The sequence below is a fragment of the Roseovarius sp. SK2 genome (assembly GCF_028807495.1).
GTDB classification, from domain to species: domain Bacteria; phylum Pseudomonadota; class Alphaproteobacteria; order Rhodobacterales; family Rhodobacteraceae; genus Roseovarius; species Roseovarius confluentis.
The window spans coordinates 247,603-264,040 of sequence record NZ_JARAMK010000005.1 but is presented as its reverse complement, the minus strand read 5'-3'; the positions used below and the strand labels follow the sequence as shown (position 1 = coordinate 264,040).

Here is a 16,438-nt window from a genome sequence, read left to right as displayed (position 1 = left end):
GCCCGATCGCCAAGCCCGACCTGATCCAATGGGCCCCCGGCCTGCCGAAAACCCGCTCCGGCAAGATCATGCGCCGCATCCTGCGCAAGATCGCCGAGGACGACTACGGCGCCCTCGGCGACACCTCCACACTCGCAGACCCCTCCGTCGTCGACGACCTCATCGACAACAGGATGAACAAGAGCTGACCTCGTAGGGTGGGCATCCTGCCCGACTCACCACGCCACGGGGCCGGTGCCGAAGGTGCCGGCCCTTTTTCCTGCCCTGTCGCCTTTGCCTCCTTCAGAGGACGCCCTCTCGAAATGCGCAACTGGAAAATCGCCACAGCGGAACTACTTCCCATTCTCGAAACATCCACCGGAGGATCCCTCATCGCACATCCCATCCGCGCCCTTATCTCTGCCGCCGTCCTTGCCGCGACACCCGCGCTGGCCGAACAACCCGTCTCGGGCCAGCTTGGCGAAGGCAAGCCCAACGACATCCACCTGGAGATGACTCGCGATGCCGACGGCGGCGTCGCGATTTCGCAATCCGAATTCCGGCTGGCCCATGGCGGCTACTACCGGCTCAACGTTATCTGCCCGCAGGCAGTCACGCCCGAGACCGGCTTTCATTTCGAGTCCCCTCAGCTGATGGAAAACGCACATATCCGCGTTCTGTCGGTCCTCGAAAGCGAAATGGAGTTCTACGCCCAGGGCCTCAGCTTCCGCGCGATCCAGTGCGACGGCAAGGGCGGTGCCCGGTTCAGCTTTCACCCGATGCGCAAGGGCGAATACCCGTTTCTGGTCAAGGATCATTCCGCCCCGCCAAAAGAGGCCCGTGGCGTTTTCATCGTAGAGTGACGTGACGCAACAGGGTCGCACGCGCCTCCCACCCCGCGCATTGCCGCCGCTATGCCGCCTTGCGCGTCGCCAGCACCACGCCGACACCGGCCAGCGCCATGCCGCCCCAGGCCAGGGGAGGCATCACCTCGCCCAGCATGACCCACGCGATCACCGCGGCCAGCGGCGGCACCAGGAAGAAAAGCGCCGATACCTTGGCGACGTCACCCACCCGGATCATCGCCAGGAGCAGCCCCACCGCCAGCAGCGAATTGCCCACCACCAGGTAGAACAGCACGCCGACGAACGGCCAGCTCCAGTTGATCGACAGATTCTCCTGCAGCGCCAGCAACGGCAGGATCCCCAATAGCCCGGCGGCATAACCGACAAGGTTCGAGGTCACCGGGTGGTGTCGCAGCCCGAACCGCTTTTCCCAAAGCGACGCGGTGACGATGCCCCCAAGTCCGATCATCGCAAAGACGAACCCCATGAGGCTGGGCGGCTCCACCGCCGAGCGTGCTCCGATCACCATGCCAGCCCCGACAAGCCCCAGGATCAAGCCGGACCACTGCTTCAACCCCGCGCGCTCGCCTGTCCAGCGCGGCGCGATCAGCGCCACCAGGATCGGCTGCAGCGTCATCAAAAGCGCCAACGTCCCCACCGCGACACCCGCTTCCAGCGCGCAGTACGACATACCGAAATAAACCGATTGGATCAGTAGGCCGACAATGGCCAGATGTCCCCATTCCGCGCGGCTTTGCGGCAAAGGCGGACGCAGCACGGCCCAAAGTACCGCCATCGCCACCACCACCAACCCAAAACGCAGCGCCAGGATCGTCATCGGCGCGGCATAGACCAGCCCGACCTTCGCCACGCCATAGCCTCCCGACCACAGCAAGAGAAAGATGAACGGTGCAAGCCGTAGCCAGACGGGGCGGTCTGATGACATGAAAGGGCGCAGGTCCTTCGGCTGATCCGTCGCTGTTATGGGCCGACGGCGCCCCGAGCAACAGCCCTTTTTGCCCGCAAGTCTGTGTGCGGGTTCCGGTCCGCCCTCTGCGCCATGGCTGCCGAGAGCTTCAGACCAAAAGGTATCCTGATTACACCACCCTGATGTAGGGAAGCGTATTTCCGCCGACAGCCCTGCCACTTACGCAGATTTACGCGGATGAAAAATCATGTGACCTGACGTGGAACTCTTGGGCTCTAAAGTCGTTGGAGGTACAGCAAAAGGAAGAGGACTCATGAAAAAACACATCACAGCACTTGCTACCGCCGCCGCCCTGACCGTCACTGCATGTGACACACTGACCGAGGAGGAACAGGGCGCCCTGATCGGCGCAGGCGCAGGCGCCGTTGCCGCCCAGGCCTTTGACGCAAATCTCGGCTGGACCGTTGTGACCGCAGCTGGCGGCGCCGCTGCAGGCGCGCTTATCGCGCGGAACCAGCGCACCGACCAATGCGCCTATGCGGACGGCCGTGGCGGTTATGTGACGCGCCCCTGCTAAGCATCGGAAAGTTTTTCGAATTTTCGAGCCCCAGAGTCTTCGCACGAAGACTCTGGGGCTTTGCGTTTCAGCCCCGCCCGCGATACGGTGGCACGCCCTGATCCGGCACCCAGACACCGGCCGGTATCTCACCGGTCTGCCAAAAGACGTCGATCGGGATACCCCCACGCGGATACCAGTATCCCCCGATCCGCAGCCATTGCGGTTCCAGATAATCCACCAGACGTCGCGCGATCGAAATGGTGCAGTCCTCGTGAAAAGCCCCGTGATTACGGAAACTTGTGAGGAAAAGCTTAAGCGACTTGCTTTCCACCAGCCACTTGCCCGGAACATAGTCGATCACCAGATGCGCGAAATCCGGCTGACCGGTCATCGGGCATAGCGATGTGAATTCCGGTGCGGTGAACCGCACGTTATAGGCCACATCCGTCTGCGGGTTCTCGACCCGCTCCAGTTCGGCCTCTTCGGGGCTTTGCGGCACTTTCGTTTCGCCGCCCAGCTGCTTGAGATCCTTGTAGATATTGTCCGCCATTCCGTCCTCCGTCAGACCCCGCGCATGTTGCCCCACAGGGTCACGTGCAATTGCGGCAGCACCCGCGCGTCATACCACTTTTCTTCGGTCACCCTGTCCACCAGCCAGCGCATCCGCGCTTCCAGCCCGTCGCGGTCGACTTGGGCCGTGTCGTCATCGGGCGGCGGCGGCGTATGGTTGCCCGGCTGCAGGTAGACGGGCAGTTGCGGAAACATCGCCGCGGCCTCGCGCGCATAGGCAAAATCCGCCTCGTCGAACACTACGAGCTTCAGGATGGTCTGCGTGCCCTGGCCCGCCTCGACGCATTCCGCCACCAGCCCCCAGTCGGTCGGCATCCCGCTCGACGGCGGCTTGGGCGACAGCACCAGCATGTCCAGCGCCTCGAACCAACCGCGCACGACCGACCCTTGGGTTTCCATGGCGAAATAACAGCCCTGTTCCTGGCCAAGCCGGATCAGGTCCGCCATCGGCTGAATCGCCGGGTTGCCCCCCGAGAGCGTGATCAGGATCGGCTTGCCCCCTGCCAGGCGCGCCACTTCTTCCATGATCGCCTCGGGCGTCATTGCCTTCCAAGTATCGCGATAGTCATTGTCCACCGCGTGCATGCTGTCGCACCACGAACAGCGGAAATCGCAGCCACCCGTGCGCACGAACACCGTCGGCTGGCCGATCAAAGCCCCCTCGCCCTGGATCGTCGGCCCGAAAATCTCGGAGACACGGATGAGGTGCTTCTCGCTCACGGCCGATACTCCGCCCATGTCTTCGGCGTCTCGCTGACCTTTGCCGCCGCCACCTCGGGCCACCGCGCATGGCACCAGTCATGGAAATGCTTCGCCAACCGCTCGGCGGTCACACAATCATCTCCCAGCACATCATTCAGGTGCCGATGATCCAGCGTCTCATCAACGTACCGCTTGAACTCCGCCAGATCGAGGTAATCCCGCACGAACCCATGCCCGTTCAACTCGGCGGCGCGAAGCTCGATAACGACCACATAGTTATGCCCGTGCAGCCGCGCGCATTGATGGTCCTCGGGCAACCCGTGCAACTGGTGACTGGCCGAGAAGTGAAACTCCTTGGTGATCGTATACATCACGCCACCCCCGTCGCCGCTTTCCAGAAGGTCTCATCCGCGTAGGCGGTCGGGTCCGGGACACCCGCCAAGTGAAACGCCTCGCGCCGCTCCACGCAGGTGCCACAGCGCCCGCAATGCACGTCGCCGCCCTTGTAGCACGACCATGTCTCGACAAATGGCGTGTTCCAGCGCGCGCCCTCGGCAACGATATCCGCCTTCGACCCCGTCAGGAACGGCGTGTACAGCTGCACCTCGGCCACGCCCTCCAGCGCCTGATCCTGCATCGCCTGGAACGCCTCGACGAACCCGGGCCGGCAGTCAGGGTAGATGAAATGATCTCCGCCATGCACGGCGGCCGCCACCGCCTCGGCCTTCTCGGCGGCGGCCATGCCAAAGGCGATGGCCAGCATGATCGCGTTGCGGTTCGGCACGATGGTGATCTTCATCGTCTCTTCCGCGTAATGCCCGTCCGGCACGTCCACGTCATCGGTCAGGGCCGAGCCACCCAGCGCCGCGCCCACGCCCGAGATGTCCACCACCTTGTGCGGCACGCCCAGCCGCTTGGCACAGGCCGCGGCATATGCCACTTCCTTCACATGCCGCTGGCCATAGTCGAAAGACAACAGCCCCCGCAGCGTCCCCTCGCCCGCCACCTTGTGGGCAAGCGACACGGAATCAAGCCCGCCAGAGCAGATCACGATCGTATCCATTGATTTGGTCCTTGTTTTTTAACGCGGGTAGGCTGCGACCGCAGGGCGTTCACCTAGCGGTTTCGCGGCTCTCTTGCAAGACCCGCGCCGCCACGTTCCGGCCCGACCACCACCAGAAGCGCCACATCAGGAACACGCCTGCCAGCGCCAGCCCCACGGCCAGCCCCAGCCAGATGCCCACACCGCCCCAATCCAGCCAGAACCCCATCGCGTAACTTACCGGCACGCCCACGATCCAATAGCTGACGACGGCGATCAGCATCGGCACCCGCGTGTCCTGCACGCCGCGCAACAGGCCCAAGGCCATCACCTGCGCCGCGTCCACCAGCTGAAACAGGGCCGCCGCCGCCAACAGGCCCACGCCCACGGCGACCACCGCGTCGCGCTCCGGCTCATCAGGGTTCAGGAACGCCGCGATCATCGGCTCCGGCAGCGTCAGGAACAGCACCACCGTCACCGCCGCAAAGACGCCCGACAGCGCCAAGACCACCTTCGCCCCGTCCCGCAGTCCCGGCCCGTCACCGCGCCCGAACGCGTTGCCCGCCCGGATCGTCGCCGCGTTGCTCAGCCCCAGATGCACCATGAACGTGACCGAACTGACCTGCAGCGCGATCCCGTGCGCGGCCAGTGCGATCGTCCCCAGCCAGCCCATCATCACCGTCGAGGCGGCGAACAAGCTCACCTCCGCAAGGCTGGTCATCCCGATGGGCCAGCCCAGCCGGAACACCTGCCCGAACGCCTCCCAATCCGGCCGCCAGACGCGGCGGAACAATGCGTGCTCGGGCGTCACCTTGGCCGCATAAACCGCCAGCGCCACGAAGCTCGCGCTCGTCACCACCAGCGACGCCACGGCGGCCCCGCGCACCCCCATCTCCGGCGCGCCCCAGTTTCCGAAGATCAGTGCGTAGTTCACCACCACGTTCAGCCCAACCGCCGCCACCGTGACCCAAAGAACCACTTGCGTGAACAGAACGAAAAAGAGCGTGCCCCCCAGCACCTCCGCCGCCAGCGCCTCGACCGAGTACCAGCCGAGCATCAGCGCGTCCGTCAGCGTGATCGCCAATTGCGCAAGGTGGCTGCCCACGAGCGGCAGCCCCAGATTCAGCGCCGCCCGGGCGTGTGCACGATATGTCGTCACATCGGTCATACCCCAGCCCATAGAGGCTTTCCCGCGTCCGCAAAACCCCTTTCGACTGGCCCGCACAACCTCGTACACAGCCTCGCTTTTTCTTGCCAGAAATACTCATGGCGCAGCGTCGCCTACAGCACCGCCGCCACCAGTTGCAACGACACCACGGCGATCAGCGCCCCGGCGGCCATCTCGATCACCGGCAGCGCCCTTGCGCCCGCCCCTCCCGTGGCCAGCCGCGCCAACACGCCTGTCCGCAAGCTGACGGCAGCCACGGCCACAACCATGGTCACGCTCGCCGTGCCCAGCCCCATGATGAAGGCGCCGGCAATGCCCGCCAGGTCGATCCCGAAGCGCCATGTCAGGATCAGCAGGAACAGCGCCCCGGTACAGGGCCGGATCGCCACCGCGCCCACCAACGCAGCCGCCTCCCGCCAGCCATGCACATTGGCCGCTTCCTCCACGCTCGGCCCGTGTCGATGCCCGCAGGTCGAACAGACGCCGTCACCGTGATCGTGGGAATGGTCGTGGTGATGCCCGTGGCCGTGGCCCCTCGCCCGCCACAGCTTCATCGCCCCGCGCAGCACCAGCCACACGCCCACCAGCGCAATCGCGCCATAGCTCACCGCCGCCAGTGTCCGATCGGCCAGCCCCGTCACGGCCTCGCGCCCCAGCCCCAGCGCGTAAAGTCCCGCATAGACCAGCAGCACCGCCGCCGCCGCCTGCGCCAGGCTCGACGCCAGCGCCAGGCCCACCAGCCGCTTGACCGGCACCGCGCGACCCACGCCGTACCCGCCGATCAACAGCTTCCCATGCCCCGGCCCCGCCGCGTGAAAAAACCCGTAGGCAAAGCAGATCCCCCACAGGCCCATCAACGCCCCGGCCTCCCCGGCCCGCAACTTCTGCAAATAGCCCGCCATCGCCTGCTGCACCTCGCGCTGACCCTCCAGCGCCCAGGCCTGCACGGCACCTGCCCCGCCAAAGCCCCACAGCCAGACCGCCAGCGCCACCACGACAAGACCAAGCGCCGTCACGATCCCGCGCATGTCACCTCGGCGGTAAAGGCATAGTGGACACCCACCTTCGCCTCTTCAAAGAACAGCTCGTCGTTGCTGTTGCCCATTTCGGCCACCCGCGCATCGGCGGCATCCGTGTCCGGCGGCACGATCCGCGCCGTGCAGCCGTCTGGCAGGCCGTCTATGCCCACCAGGCTCAGCGCGGCATAGTAATAGGGATCATAAGGCTTCAGCCGCAGCACCTCGCCCGCACCGATCTCCCGCGCCGCAACCGGCCTGCGATGCCGCGTCACCAGCGCCCCATCCTGCATCCCCACCGACAGCGCCTCCGCCGGACCCAGCGCCACTGCTCCGTCCTCGTCATAGGCAAACAACGCGCCGTCAAAGCCCTCGGGCCAGTCCTGCAGGTCAAAGCCCAGCAACAGGGCCTTTTCCTCCTCCGTCAGGCTCAGATCCGCATCCGCATCCAGCCCCCGGTCACTCAACACCAGCATGGTGAATAGTGGATCATAGACCCACGTCACCTCGACCCCGTCAACGCGCCCCTCCGCATCGGTCTCCAGGGCAAGCGTCACATCCACAAAGACATGCGGATGCGCCTGCGCCATCGGCGCGGCAATCAGGCCACAGAGAAAGGTCAGGCAGCGCCACATGCCGCAAGGTCTAGGCCCTCGCCGCCCCCACGGCAAGAGCCCCTGCACCGGCCATCGCGCGCCACCGGAAAATGCGCATTTTCCGGCCCATTTCCTGCGCAGGAAATGGCCGCGGCCGTCGCGCGCCTCAAGACCCCTTGCGCGTGTCGGGATGCAGCGACTTGCCCAGAATATGATCCGTGCCGTGCAACACATGCTGCGCCGTCGACACGATCAGCGGGTCAGGCCTTTGCACGATCTCCTCGTCCTTGCCCGGATAGTCCAGCGAGGCCAGCAAATGCCGCATGCAATTCAACCGCGCACGCTTCTTGTCGTTCGACTTGACGACGGTCCAAGGCGCATCGGCAGTGTCGGTGTAGAAGAACATCGCCTCCTTCGCCTCGGTGTAGTCATCCCACTTGCCAAGGCTCTGCTTGTCGATCGGGCTCAGCTTCCACTGCTTCAGCGGGTCCGTGGCGCGGCTGTCGAACCGCCGCTTCTGCTCCTCCTGCGTGACCGAGAACCAGTACTTGTACAGCCGAATGCCCGACCGCGTCAGCATCCGCTCCAACTCGGGCGTCTGGCGCATGAACTCCAGGTATTCATGCGGCTGGCAAAAGCCCATCACCCGCTCCACGCCGGCCCGGTTGTACCACGACCGGTCATAGAACACCATTTCGCCCACAGTCGGCAATTCGTTGATATACCTCTGGAAATACCACTGCCCCTGCTCTTCCCAGGTGGGTTTGTTCAACGCCACCACGCGGGCCTGCCGCGGGTTCAGATGCTCGGTGAACCGCTTGATCGTGCCCCCCTTGCCCGCCGCATCGCGCCCCTCGAACAGCAGCACGAATTTCTGCTCGGCCTCCTGCGCCCAGTGCTGCACTTTCAACAACTCGGCCTGCAACGGTGCCTTCTCCGCCTCGTAGGCGTCGCGGCTCATCTTCTCCTCGTAGGGATACTCGCCCGCCTCGAAGGCGCGGCGAAACGCGGTCACGCTGTCCTGCCCGCTCTCCGCCGTCCCGTTACCACGGGCCTTGGCGTTCATCTGTTCCACGACAGCCATCGCGCATCTCCTTCGCTCAATCAAATCAAGCGAAGTATACCGCCCTCTGCCATCCGGCACCTTGATCCCTGTCAAGCTCGCGCGGGCAAGAGCGCCGCATCGAACTGCCCCGCGGCAGAGGCAAAGCTCTGCACCCACGGCACCGGCCCGCCATCCCGCGCGCCCGATGCAATGGGCTCAGTGGGTCCAGGCGCCCCGGCGGTTGGTGGCGAAATTCTCGCCATAGCCGCCCCTCCGGATGTTGGGCTTGCGCTTGTGCGGCTCTGCCACGACCACGTCGATGCCGTGCTCCTTGGCATAGTCCAGCGCCGCCTCCTTGCTAGAAAAACGCAACCGCACCTGCGCCTGCGTGTCCGACGAACTGGTCCAGCCCATCAATGGATCCACGTCGCGCCCGGTCTCGTTGACATGCTCCAGCACCCAGGTGTTGGTTTTGGCCTGCCCCGATTGGGTGGCTGTCCGCGCGGGCTGGTAGATACGTGCTGGCATGATACGTCTCCGATCTGGTCTTGTCCTCCCGATTACCCCAAGCGGCCCCACTGTCACAAGAGGCCATTTGCGCGCGCCCCGCGGCTTTTTCTTGCCAAAAATACTCAAATCCCCACGCGCACCTCCTGACAAATCCCGTCACCATTCCAGGCACCATCGCCCGCCCGCCTTGAACTTGGGCTCGCAGGCATCAAGTCTGGGGCAAGTTTCAAGGAATCGCCCCCATGCCCTACGCCCATTCCGACAAGTCCACCGCCCTGATGCACGCGCCCGCACCCGACGTGAAGGCGCGCGAAAAGCTCGAGGGCGGCAAGCGGTTCGAGATGGTGACCGAGTTCTCGCCCGCCGGCGACCAGCCCACGGCAATTGCCGAGCTGTCCTCGGGCGTCAACGACGGCGAGCGGGACCAGGTCCTGCTCGGCGCCACCGGCACCGGCAAGACCTACACCATGGCATCGGTGATCGAGGAAACCCAGCGTCCCGCCATCATTCTGGCCCCCAACAAGACGCTGGCGGCCCAGCTTTACGGCGAGTTCAAGAATTTCTTTCCCAACAACGCGGTCGAGTATTTCGTCAGCTACTACGACTACTACCAGCCCGAGGCCTACGTGCCGCGCTCGGACACCTATATCGAGAAGGAATCCCAGATCAACGAACAGATCGACCGGATGCGCCACTCGGCCACCCGCGCGCTTCTGGAACGCGACGACGTGATCATCGTGGCCTCGGTCTCCTGCATCTACGGCATCGGGTCGGTCGAGACCTACGGCGCCATGACACAAGATCTGAAAGTGGGCTCCGACTACGACCAGCGCGCCGTCATGGCCGACCTTGTCGCCCAGCAATACCGCCGCAACGACCAGGCGTTCCAGCGTGGTTCATTCCGCGTACGCGGTGACAGCCTCGAGATCTTCCCCGCCCACCTGGAGGACCGCGCATGGAAGTTGAGCTTCTTCGGGAAAGAACTTGAATCCATTACGGAATTCGATCCCCTGACGGGTGAGAAAACCGACAGCTTCGACCAGATCCGCGTCTATGCAAACTCGCACTACGTGACGCCCAAGCCGACGATGCAACAGGCCATCATCGGCATCAAGAAAGAACTGCGCACCCGCCTCGATCAGCTTGTCGGCGAAGGCAAACTGCTCGAGGCACAGCGGCTGGAACAACGCACCAATTTCGACCTCGAAATGCTGGAAGCCACGGGCGTCTGCAACGGCATCGAGAACTACTCGCGCTACCTGACGGGCCGCGCCCCGGGCGAGCCGCCCCCCACGCTGTTCGAGTTCATTCCCGACAATGCGATTGTTTTCGCGGACGAATCCCACGTCTCCGTCCCCCAGATCGGCGGCATGTACAAGGGCGACTACCGGCGCAAATTCACCCTGGCCGAACACGGCTTCCGCCTGCCCAGCTGCATGGACAACCGCCCGCTGAAGTTCGAAGAATGGGACGCCATGCGCCCCCAATCCGTCTTCGTCTCCGCCACCCCGGCCAAGTGGGAGATCGAGCAAACGGGCGGCGTCTTCACCGAACAGGTGATCCGCCCCACCGGCCTCCTGGACCCTCAGGTCGAGATCCGCCCGGTCGAGATGCAGGTCGACGACCTGCTGGACGAGGTGCGCCGCGTGTCCGAGGCTGGCTACCGCACGCTGGTGACCACCCTCACCAAGCGCATGGCCGAGGACCTGACCGAGTACCTGCACGAACAGGGCATCCGCGTGCGCTACATGCACTCCGACATCGATACCATTGAAAGAATTGAGATTCTTCGTGACCTGCGCCTCGGTGCCTTCGACGTTCTGATCGGCATCAACCTCTTGCGCGAAGGGCTGGATATCCCCGAATGCGGCCTCGTCGCCATTCTGGACGCGGACAAGGAAGGCTTCCTGCGCTCCGAGACCTCGCTGATCCAGACCATCGGCCGCGCCGCGCGCAATGCCGAGGGCCGCGTGATCATGTATGCCGACCGCATGACGGGCAGCATGGAACGCGCCATCGGCGAGACCAACCGCCGCCGCGAAAAGCAGATCGCCTATAATGAAGAACACGGCATAACCCCCGAGACAATCAGGAAAAACGTCGAGGACATCCTGCAAGGCCTCTACAAGGGCGACGTCGACATGAACCGCGTCACGGCCAAGGTCGACAAGCCCCTCGTCGGCGCCAACCTGCAGGCCCATCTGGACGGCTTGCGCACCGAGATGCGCAAGGCGGCCGAGAACCTTGAATTCGAAGAGGCCGCCCGCCTGCGCGACGAGGTCAAACGCCTCGAGGCCGTCGACCTCGCCGTCCACGACGACCCCCTCGCGCGTCAATCGGCGGTCGAGGCCGCGTCGGACGCCGCCACGAAGTCACAGGGCCGGTCGACGGCGGGTCGCCCGGGGCAGCGGGGTGGGAATGTGAAGCGGAAGAAGAGATAGAGTGGCTAATGACAGACTACAGAGAGATCTCTCAGGCTTACGCAAAGGGTGCAATTACTGCCGCTCTTGCAGTTAACGGCGGAGCGGCGGTCGCTGTACTCAGCCAGTTTTCAGCACTAGCGGGATTGTTAGAAGCGGGAGTTGTAGCAGTTACTCTGCTCATCTATTCATTCGGAGTGCTTTTCGCCGCGAGTACTTGGATACTTGCCTTTCTTTCCACGCGATACGTCGACCGCGTTCAGCAAGGTCAAGATGCAGACTACAAGACAGCAGACAGCTTCATGTACGGCGGGCTCATAGCCATCTTGCTGTCACTAACTGCATTCCTCTTAGGCGCATTTGTGTTGGTCGTTAGCGTTTAACCCGGCGCCCTAGGTCAAGTAAATTAGACCAGCTTGCCGGGCCAGCGCCGACCCGCGGGGTGGCGCATCCGACGGCTGGTCCGCTCACTTTATCCCCGCCACATCCGCCCGCGTTCGGGTCGATGCGCTTACCTCACCCAAGCGCCGCCCCGGGGGCGGGTCGGCGCTGGCCCGGCACCTTCGGTGCTATTCGGGCCGGGTCTTCCGAAGACCCCTCAAAACACCCCCGCCACCTCGTACATCACCGGCTCGAACCGCGAGCACATGGCCGCGAACGCCCTGTTCCGCTTCCGCATCTCCTCACTGCGCAGCATCGCCTGGAAATCCTCCCGCCGCTGCCATTGCGAGTAATTGGCGATCCGCGTCTGCGCGTCGTTCACATGCAGCGCGGCGGCGATGAACCCGGTCTGTTTCGAAATGAACTCCGCATAGGCCGCCTCCAGCGCCTCCAGCAAATCCGCGCAGGTGCCCGGCGAGCATTCGAACGTGGTGACGACAGTCTGGCACGTGGCCCCGGCCTCGATCTTCAACATGGGCGATTCCTCCTCTGCTCGAGCCTAGCACAGCACCGCCTCAAAACGAGATCGTATCCACCAGTCGCACCCGCACGCCCTCGATCACCTGTTCCTGCCCCGGTACGCGTGCGGTCCGCAGCGTCTTCTGCTGCTGCAGGATCCGGTCCACCACCGCCTGGTCCCTCGGCGACAGCCGGTTCTCGTCACAGGCGTCCGTTCGGGCCCACAGGTTGCGCGAGATCGGCCCCGCGATGGCGCTCGCCACCGTGTCCTGGCTGAAATCCCGCGCCACGATCCGCCGGTCACGCTCCAGCGTCTTCAACGTCTCGACGAAAATATCGACCGTTTCCTGGAACGCCATGTCGCGAGTCTTCAGCTGTTCCGGCGTCGCCTCCGGGTCCTGCACGCAGCGTCGCGCGGCGAAAAGCCAGTCATGCACGATATAGACCGGTCCGTAACTCCAGGGCGAAAACCCCCGGAACGCCTGCGCCACGCGCGGGATCGACCCGCCATCGGTATACATCACGCCGGGCGCGATGACGGCCGGCACGCTCCCCTCGGGACGGATGAAACGCAACTCGAATCCCGGCACCGGCACATAGACGAACCGCCCGCCGCTGCCCGAGCCCGCAGTGCTCTGTTCCAGCCAATAGACCGACACCGCGCCGTCGAATTCCCCCGCCCGGGCGCTCTCGAAATCCACCTCGGCACAGCCCGAAAGGCCCGCCAAGGCCAAGAAAATCGCCCCAAGCCGCTGCATCCAACCCCCTTCTTTTCAAGCGTCGCGCCGGGTCATCATGGCACGTTTCCGCCGATTTCCAAAACCTGCCGGGAACCACCATGCCCACGACGCGGTTGTATCGCCGAACGCCACGAGGGATGCGCCACGGGGCCATCCGGCGTTCGCAGAAAAGGAGTAGAATGATGAAATCGTTTCTCAGAACCACCGCGCTGGCAGCCCTGCTTTCCCTGCCGCTCGCCGCGACCGCAGCTGAAACCGCTGTCTCGGACATTTCCGTCGAGGCCGACCTGAGCTCCATCCAGAACGCCACCGCCGCCAATGTCTGGGCCAACCTGCCCGCCGACCTGAAAAGTACTCTGGCCGTGCAGCTGGCCGACCAGATCGCCGCCGAGGGCGAAGACGGCGCCCAGATCATGATCGACATCACCTCGGTCGAGCTGGCCTCGTCCTTCGAGAACGTCGCCGACCTGGCCGACTCGAAGATTTCCGGCGACGTGGTCATCGAACGGCCCGGCGACCAGTATGACGAAGCCTACAGCCTGACCGTCAACGCCGAGCAGGCCGCGGTTCTGCTTCCGGCGGACGCCGACATCATGCTGCTCGCCCCCGGCAGCATGGAGTTCTACAACGCGATGGTCGGCGCCTTCGCCAACAACATCGCCGAGAAGATGCAGTAAGCGACCAAATCCCTAACGGTCTTCGCCCGTCCCGCTTCGCCGGGGCGGGCGATTTCGTTCAGACGCGCAGCGCGCGTTCCGACAATTTCTGGAAAAAGGGCGCGTGGTGCCGCAGGTAGTCCAGCAGATGCGGCGCCTTCTCGACCAGCGCGTCGAATTCAATCTCCTTGCGCAGCATTTCCTCCGGGTCCGCCGTGCGGATGCCCGAGGACGTGCGCGCTTCTTCGTGCCACGCGCTGACATGCTCCCAATCCTCGGGCGGGGCCTGCCAGTCGAACGCGGCCTCGGTCCACTCCAGCCCGATCCGCGCCCAAAGCGCGCGCATGATGCCCTTGGGGTCGGCCCGCACCGCCTCTGCCTCGATTACCACGGGCGACAGCCCTTCGGCCTCGGCCGCCTGGTACAGCCGCCATTGCGCCTCCAGCCCGACGTTCTCCAGCGTGAAGTCCGGATCCAGCTTGTGATAACTCAGCAGCGACGCCACCGGCGGACGGACCAGGAAAACATGGGTGATCCGGCGCAGCATCCGCGCGTCCTCCAGCATCCGCGGCACCACGTAAAACGCCATGTCCTTGAAAAACACCGGGCCAGCCTCGGCCCGCTCCTGCAACATGTCGCAGATGCCCTCATAAGTGGTCGGATGCCCCGGCACCGGCTCGAACCCCGGAAAATCCCGGCCCTGGCCCACGTAATAGTCGTACATGAACGGCTCGTGCAGCACGTCCAGGTCGCCGCGTTCGCGCATGATCCGTTCCGTCGCCGTGGACATCGACCGCGGATGCGCCCAAAGCGCGATGATCTTGTGCATGCAACGGCCCTCCTGCGACGGACCCTACAAAGCGCGCGTCAGAGTTTCTAGGCCTTTCACCCGCCGGCTCCCTCGCTCAGAGCGACCCCTCGTCGGTCAGTGACATGGGCCGCGTGGTGGACCCGTCGCGATAGGCAATGCACTGCCACGGCGCCTGCCCCGGCCCCACGCCCACGATCACCTCCGTGCCCGCCTCGGAAAAACTCGAACTCAGCAGGACCACGTCAGGATTGTTGGTCTCCTCGGTCACAGCCTGCAGACAGGCCTGCTCGGCGGCGCTTGGCATATCGGAGGCCGCTGCGTCCGAGCCGCTCGCCGTCCCGGTCGTCCCTGCCGACGGGTCGTTGCTGCCTTCCACAAGGTAGTCTCCTGCGGCCCAGCCCTCAAAACCCGGATCGGCCAGTGTCGCCACCCGGCACCAGCGCCGCGCTTCTTCCATCCGGCAGCCCAGGTTGCGGACGTTCTGCCCGTTGTTCAGCGTCGTCACCACGGCCGCGCCGCCCGACGGAGCTTCGCGCAGATTCAGCACACCGCCGCCCGACGTCGCCACGCGGTAAAAATCCGGCCCGCCCTGCAGCCCGTCGGCATAGTCGTTCTGTACCGTGTCACCGGTCGCGCCCTCGATGCTGATGGAAAGCTCGTAGTCAGACACTTCCTCGCGCCGTGCCGCGCTGCGCATCATGTAGACCGAGATCGTGTAGGTCCCGGATGCAGGCAGCACCCCGTCGAACCGGTTCAGATCGGGCACCATCTCGCCCATCGTCCCGGCATTGGCAATTGCCTCGTCGCCCGGCCCCTTTCCGGGGGCGTAGACGTTGAAATAGGTGGCCAGGTTCGTCGGCTCCAATCTGACCTGCATCCGCTGCCCGGCCTCTGCACCCAACGTGTAAAGCACGCTTTCATAGCCGGTGATGCTGTCGGTGATCGTCGTGCCGCTGGTGCCCGCGTCGAAGCGGACCGTTTCCGTCCGCGTGTCATCCTGCGCCACCAAAGCGGCAGGCGCCCCACAAGCAATCGCCATTGTCAGGAAAAATGCTCTCGCGTTCATCAGTGGTCTCCCTTGAACTGTAGCTGTTCAGTCAAAGGCCCCGATAACTAATGAAAACTCGCTTGTTTAAAGAAATGGGCCTGCCCGCCGAACCGCGGGCAAGCCCAGCATAGCACATTCCTGACGCCAGCAGCCCAAGAAAGAACCGTCGGTCAAAACGACAGATCCCGGGGCAGCCTCAGAAGTCGAACAGCTCTTCCAGGAACCCGCCGCGCTTTTTCTTCTTCTGCGGGCGGCTGTCGGCCTGCCAGACGCGGGCATCCGGCGCCTCGGGCGTGGTCCGCTCGATGATCTTGTCCAGCTCGCCACGGTCAAGCCACACCCCACGGCATTGCGGGCAATAGTCGATCTCGACACCGGCGCGGTCGGTGATCACCAGCGTTTCTCCGTCAACCGGACATTTCATCGGGCAGTCCTCCTGTAATCCTGTTCATTGCATTCCAGATGGGCATCGCCCGCCGGTTTCTCAAGCCTCAGCGCAGGACATGCACCGCGCAGGCGGCATGCCGCACAACGTATTGCGCGGTCGATCCCAGCAGCAGGTCCTGCATCCCCGGGCGGTGCCCCGCGATCACGATGCAATCGACCTTGTGGCTGTCGGCATAGTCCACGATGGTGCGCCCCGAATGGCCATCCACCACCACGCCGGCGGCGTGCTCCAGGCCCGAGGCTGCGCTGTCCAGCTCCGCCTGAATCGCGATCTTGCGTTCTTTCACGTAACCGCCGGGCAGATAGGTCGCGGCATAGCTCGGGATCTGCTCGATGACGTGAAACAGCGTGATCTTCGCGCTGTGCTCGGCCAGCACTTCGGCCACGTGCATCGCGCCTGCCGCATCGCGATCTTCGTCAAAGGACACAGGCACAAGGATATGGGTATACATGACG

At 64.3% G+C, this 16,438-nt stretch carries 22 protein-coding genes; 6 read left to right on the top strand and 16 right to left on the bottom strand.

Annotated elements, in window-relative coordinates:
* Both PVV74_RS12510 and PVV74_RS12505 read left to right on the top strand, forming a co-directional pair.
* Positions 1 to 188, top strand: a 188-nt coding sequence (locus PVV74_RS12510) for a hypothetical protein (RefSeq protein WP_274593425.1), incomplete at its 5' end; no start/stop codon positions are given.
* A 114-nt stretch (positions 189 to 302) separates the two neighbouring features.
* Positions 303 to 842, top strand: coding sequence for a hypothetical protein (locus tag PVV74_RS12505; protein ID WP_274593424.1), 540 nt, complete (start codon positions 303 to 305; stop codon positions 840 to 842).
* Between the two features lie 49 nt (positions 843 to 891).
* Here the strand turns inward: PVV74_RS12505 and PVV74_RS12500 are convergent, their stop codons facing one another.
* Entirely contained in the window at positions 892 to 1,770 is an 879-nt protein-coding gene (locus PVV74_RS12500; protein WP_274593423.1) for a DMT family transporter, read from the bottom strand.
* 295 nt (positions 1,771 to 2,065) lie between these two features.
* Here PVV74_RS12500 and PVV74_RS12495 point away from each other — a divergent pair, with 295 nt between their 5' ends.
* Positions 2,066 to 2,329, top strand: coding sequence for a glycine zipper 2TM domain-containing protein (locus PVV74_RS12495; RefSeq protein ID WP_103763900.1), 264 nt, complete (start codon positions 2,066 to 2,068; stop codon positions 2,327 to 2,329).
* A 67-nt stretch (positions 2,330 to 2,396) separates the two neighbouring features.
* On the opposite strand, the gene queF is transcribed toward PVV74_RS12495, so the two are convergent.
* The 9 genes from queF to PVV74_RS12450 all read right to left on the bottom strand — a co-directional run bounded on the left by queF (position 2,397) and on the right by PVV74_RS12450 (position 8,978).
* Positions 2,397 to 2,861 (bottom strand): preQ(1) synthase, encoded by a 465-nt coding sequence (gene queF / locus PVV74_RS12490; RefSeq protein ID WP_103763901.1) that lies wholly within the window; start codon positions 2,859 to 2,861, stop codon positions 2,397 to 2,399.
* Positions 2,862 to 2,872: 11 nt separating this feature from the next.
* Positions 2,873 to 3,619: a 7-carboxy-7-deazaguanine synthase QueE gene (queE, locus tag PVV74_RS12485; RefSeq protein ID WP_103763902.1), complete on the bottom strand. Its 747-nt coding sequence runs from the start codon at positions 3,617 to 3,619 to the stop codon at positions 2,873 to 2,875.
* Positions 3,598 to 3,954, bottom strand: coding sequence for a 6-pyruvoyl trahydropterin synthase family protein (locus PVV74_RS12480; protein ID WP_103763903.1), 357 nt, complete (start codon positions 3,952 to 3,954; stop codon positions 3,598 to 3,600). The genes queE and PVV74_RS12480 overlap by 22 nt, the downstream gene beginning before the upstream one ends.
* Complete coding sequence (gene queC, locus PVV74_RS12475) at positions 3,954 to 4,646, bottom strand: 7-cyano-7-deazaguanine synthase QueC (RefSeq protein WP_274593422.1); 693 nt, start codon at positions 4,644 to 4,646, stop codon at positions 3,954 to 3,956. The genes PVV74_RS12480 and queC overlap by 1 nt, the downstream gene beginning before the upstream one ends.
* A gap of 49 nt (positions 4,647 to 4,695) precedes the next feature.
* The gene (locus PVV74_RS12470; RefSeq protein WP_274593421.1) at positions 4,696 to 5,793 is read right to left on the bottom strand and encodes an MATE family efflux transporter; all 1,098 of its coding nucleotides are present in this window, start codon (positions 5,791 to 5,793) and stop codon (positions 4,696 to 4,698) included.
* Positions 5,794 to 5,906: 113 nt separating this feature from the next.
* Positions 5,907 to 6,821 (bottom strand): nickel/cobalt transporter, encoded by a 915-nt coding sequence (locus PVV74_RS12465; RefSeq protein ID WP_103763906.1) that lies wholly within the window; start codon positions 6,819 to 6,821, stop codon positions 5,907 to 5,909.
* Entirely contained in the window at positions 6,806 to 7,444 is a 639-nt protein-coding gene (locus tag PVV74_RS12460) for a DUF1007 family protein (RefSeq protein ID WP_274593420.1), read from the bottom strand. The genes PVV74_RS12465 and PVV74_RS12460 overlap by 16 nt, the downstream gene beginning before the upstream one ends.
* 127 nt (positions 7,445 to 7,571) lie before the next feature.
* Entirely contained in the window at positions 7,572 to 8,471 is a 900-nt protein-coding gene (gene ppk2 / locus PVV74_RS12455; protein ID WP_274593427.1) for a polyphosphate kinase 2, read from the bottom strand.
* A 195-nt stretch (positions 8,472 to 8,666) separates the two neighbouring features.
* The gene (locus PVV74_RS12450; protein WP_103763909.1) at positions 8,667 to 8,978 is read right to left on the bottom strand and encodes an ETC complex I subunit; all 312 of its coding nucleotides are present in this window, start codon (positions 8,976 to 8,978) and stop codon (positions 8,667 to 8,669) included.
* A 224-nt stretch (positions 8,979 to 9,202) separates the two neighbouring features.
* On the opposite strand from PVV74_RS12450, the gene uvrB reads away from it, so the two are divergent.
* Together uvrB and PVV74_RS12440 are read left to right on the top strand one after the other, a co-directional pair.
* Positions 9,203 to 11,401 (top strand): excinuclease ABC subunit UvrB, encoded by a 2,199-nt coding sequence (gene uvrB, locus PVV74_RS12445; protein ID WP_274593419.1) that lies wholly within the window; start codon positions 9,203 to 9,205, stop codon positions 11,399 to 11,401.
* Positions 11,402 to 11,409: 8 nt separating this feature from the next.
* A complete protein-coding gene (locus PVV74_RS12440) occupies positions 11,410 to 11,763 on the top strand; it encodes a hypothetical protein (protein ID WP_274593418.1) in 354 nt (117 codons plus the stop codon).
* Positions 11,764 to 11,978: 215 nt separating this feature from the next.
* Here the strand turns inward: PVV74_RS12440 and PVV74_RS12435 are convergent, their stop codons facing one another.
* Together PVV74_RS12435 and PVV74_RS12430 are read right to left on the bottom strand one after the other, a co-directional pair.
* Positions 11,979 to 12,296, bottom strand: coding sequence for an antibiotic biosynthesis monooxygenase family protein (locus PVV74_RS12435; RefSeq protein ID WP_274593417.1), 318 nt, complete (start codon positions 12,294 to 12,296; stop codon positions 11,979 to 11,981).
* A gap of 40 nt (positions 12,297 to 12,336) precedes the next feature.
* A complete protein-coding gene (locus PVV74_RS12430) occupies positions 12,337 to 13,038 on the bottom strand; it encodes a hypothetical protein (RefSeq protein WP_274593416.1) in 702 nt (233 codons plus the stop codon).
* A gap of 164 nt (positions 13,039 to 13,202) precedes the next feature.
* Here PVV74_RS12430 and PVV74_RS12425 point away from each other — a divergent pair, with 164 nt between their 5' ends.
* Positions 13,203 to 13,697, top strand: coding sequence for a hypothetical protein (locus tag PVV74_RS12425; protein WP_103764084.1), 495 nt, complete (start codon positions 13,203 to 13,205; stop codon positions 13,695 to 13,697).
* 58 nt (positions 13,698 to 13,755) lie between these two features.
* Here the strand turns inward: PVV74_RS12425 and PVV74_RS12420 are convergent, their stop codons facing one another.
* The 4 genes from PVV74_RS12420 to PVV74_RS12405 all read right to left on the bottom strand — a co-directional run bounded on the left by PVV74_RS12420 (position 13,756) and on the right by PVV74_RS12405 (position 16,434).
* Positions 13,756 to 14,505: a hypothetical protein gene (locus PVV74_RS12420; RefSeq protein WP_274593415.1), complete on the bottom strand. Its 750-nt coding sequence runs from the start codon at positions 14,503 to 14,505 to the stop codon at positions 13,756 to 13,758.
* A 76-nt stretch (positions 14,506 to 14,581) separates the two neighbouring features.
* Positions 14,582 to 15,553 carry an SH3 domain-containing protein gene (locus PVV74_RS12415; protein ID WP_274593414.1) on the bottom strand — a complete coding sequence of 324 codons (972 nt, stop codon included), beginning with the start codon at positions 15,551 to 15,553 and terminating at the stop codon, positions 14,582 to 14,584.
* A gap of 178 nt (positions 15,554 to 15,731) precedes the next feature.
* Positions 15,732 to 15,959: a TFIIB-type zinc ribbon-containing protein gene (locus tag PVV74_RS12410; protein ID WP_152475150.1), complete on the bottom strand. Its 228-nt coding sequence runs from the start codon at positions 15,957 to 15,959 to the stop codon at positions 15,732 to 15,734.
* Positions 15,960 to 16,026: 67 nt separating this feature from the next.
* Positions 16,027 to 16,434, bottom strand: a complete 408-nt coding sequence (locus tag PVV74_RS12405) for a universal stress protein (protein ID WP_103764085.1) — start codon at positions 16,432 to 16,434, stop codon at positions 16,027 to 16,029.
* Positions 16,435 to 16,438: the final 4 nt, after the last annotated feature.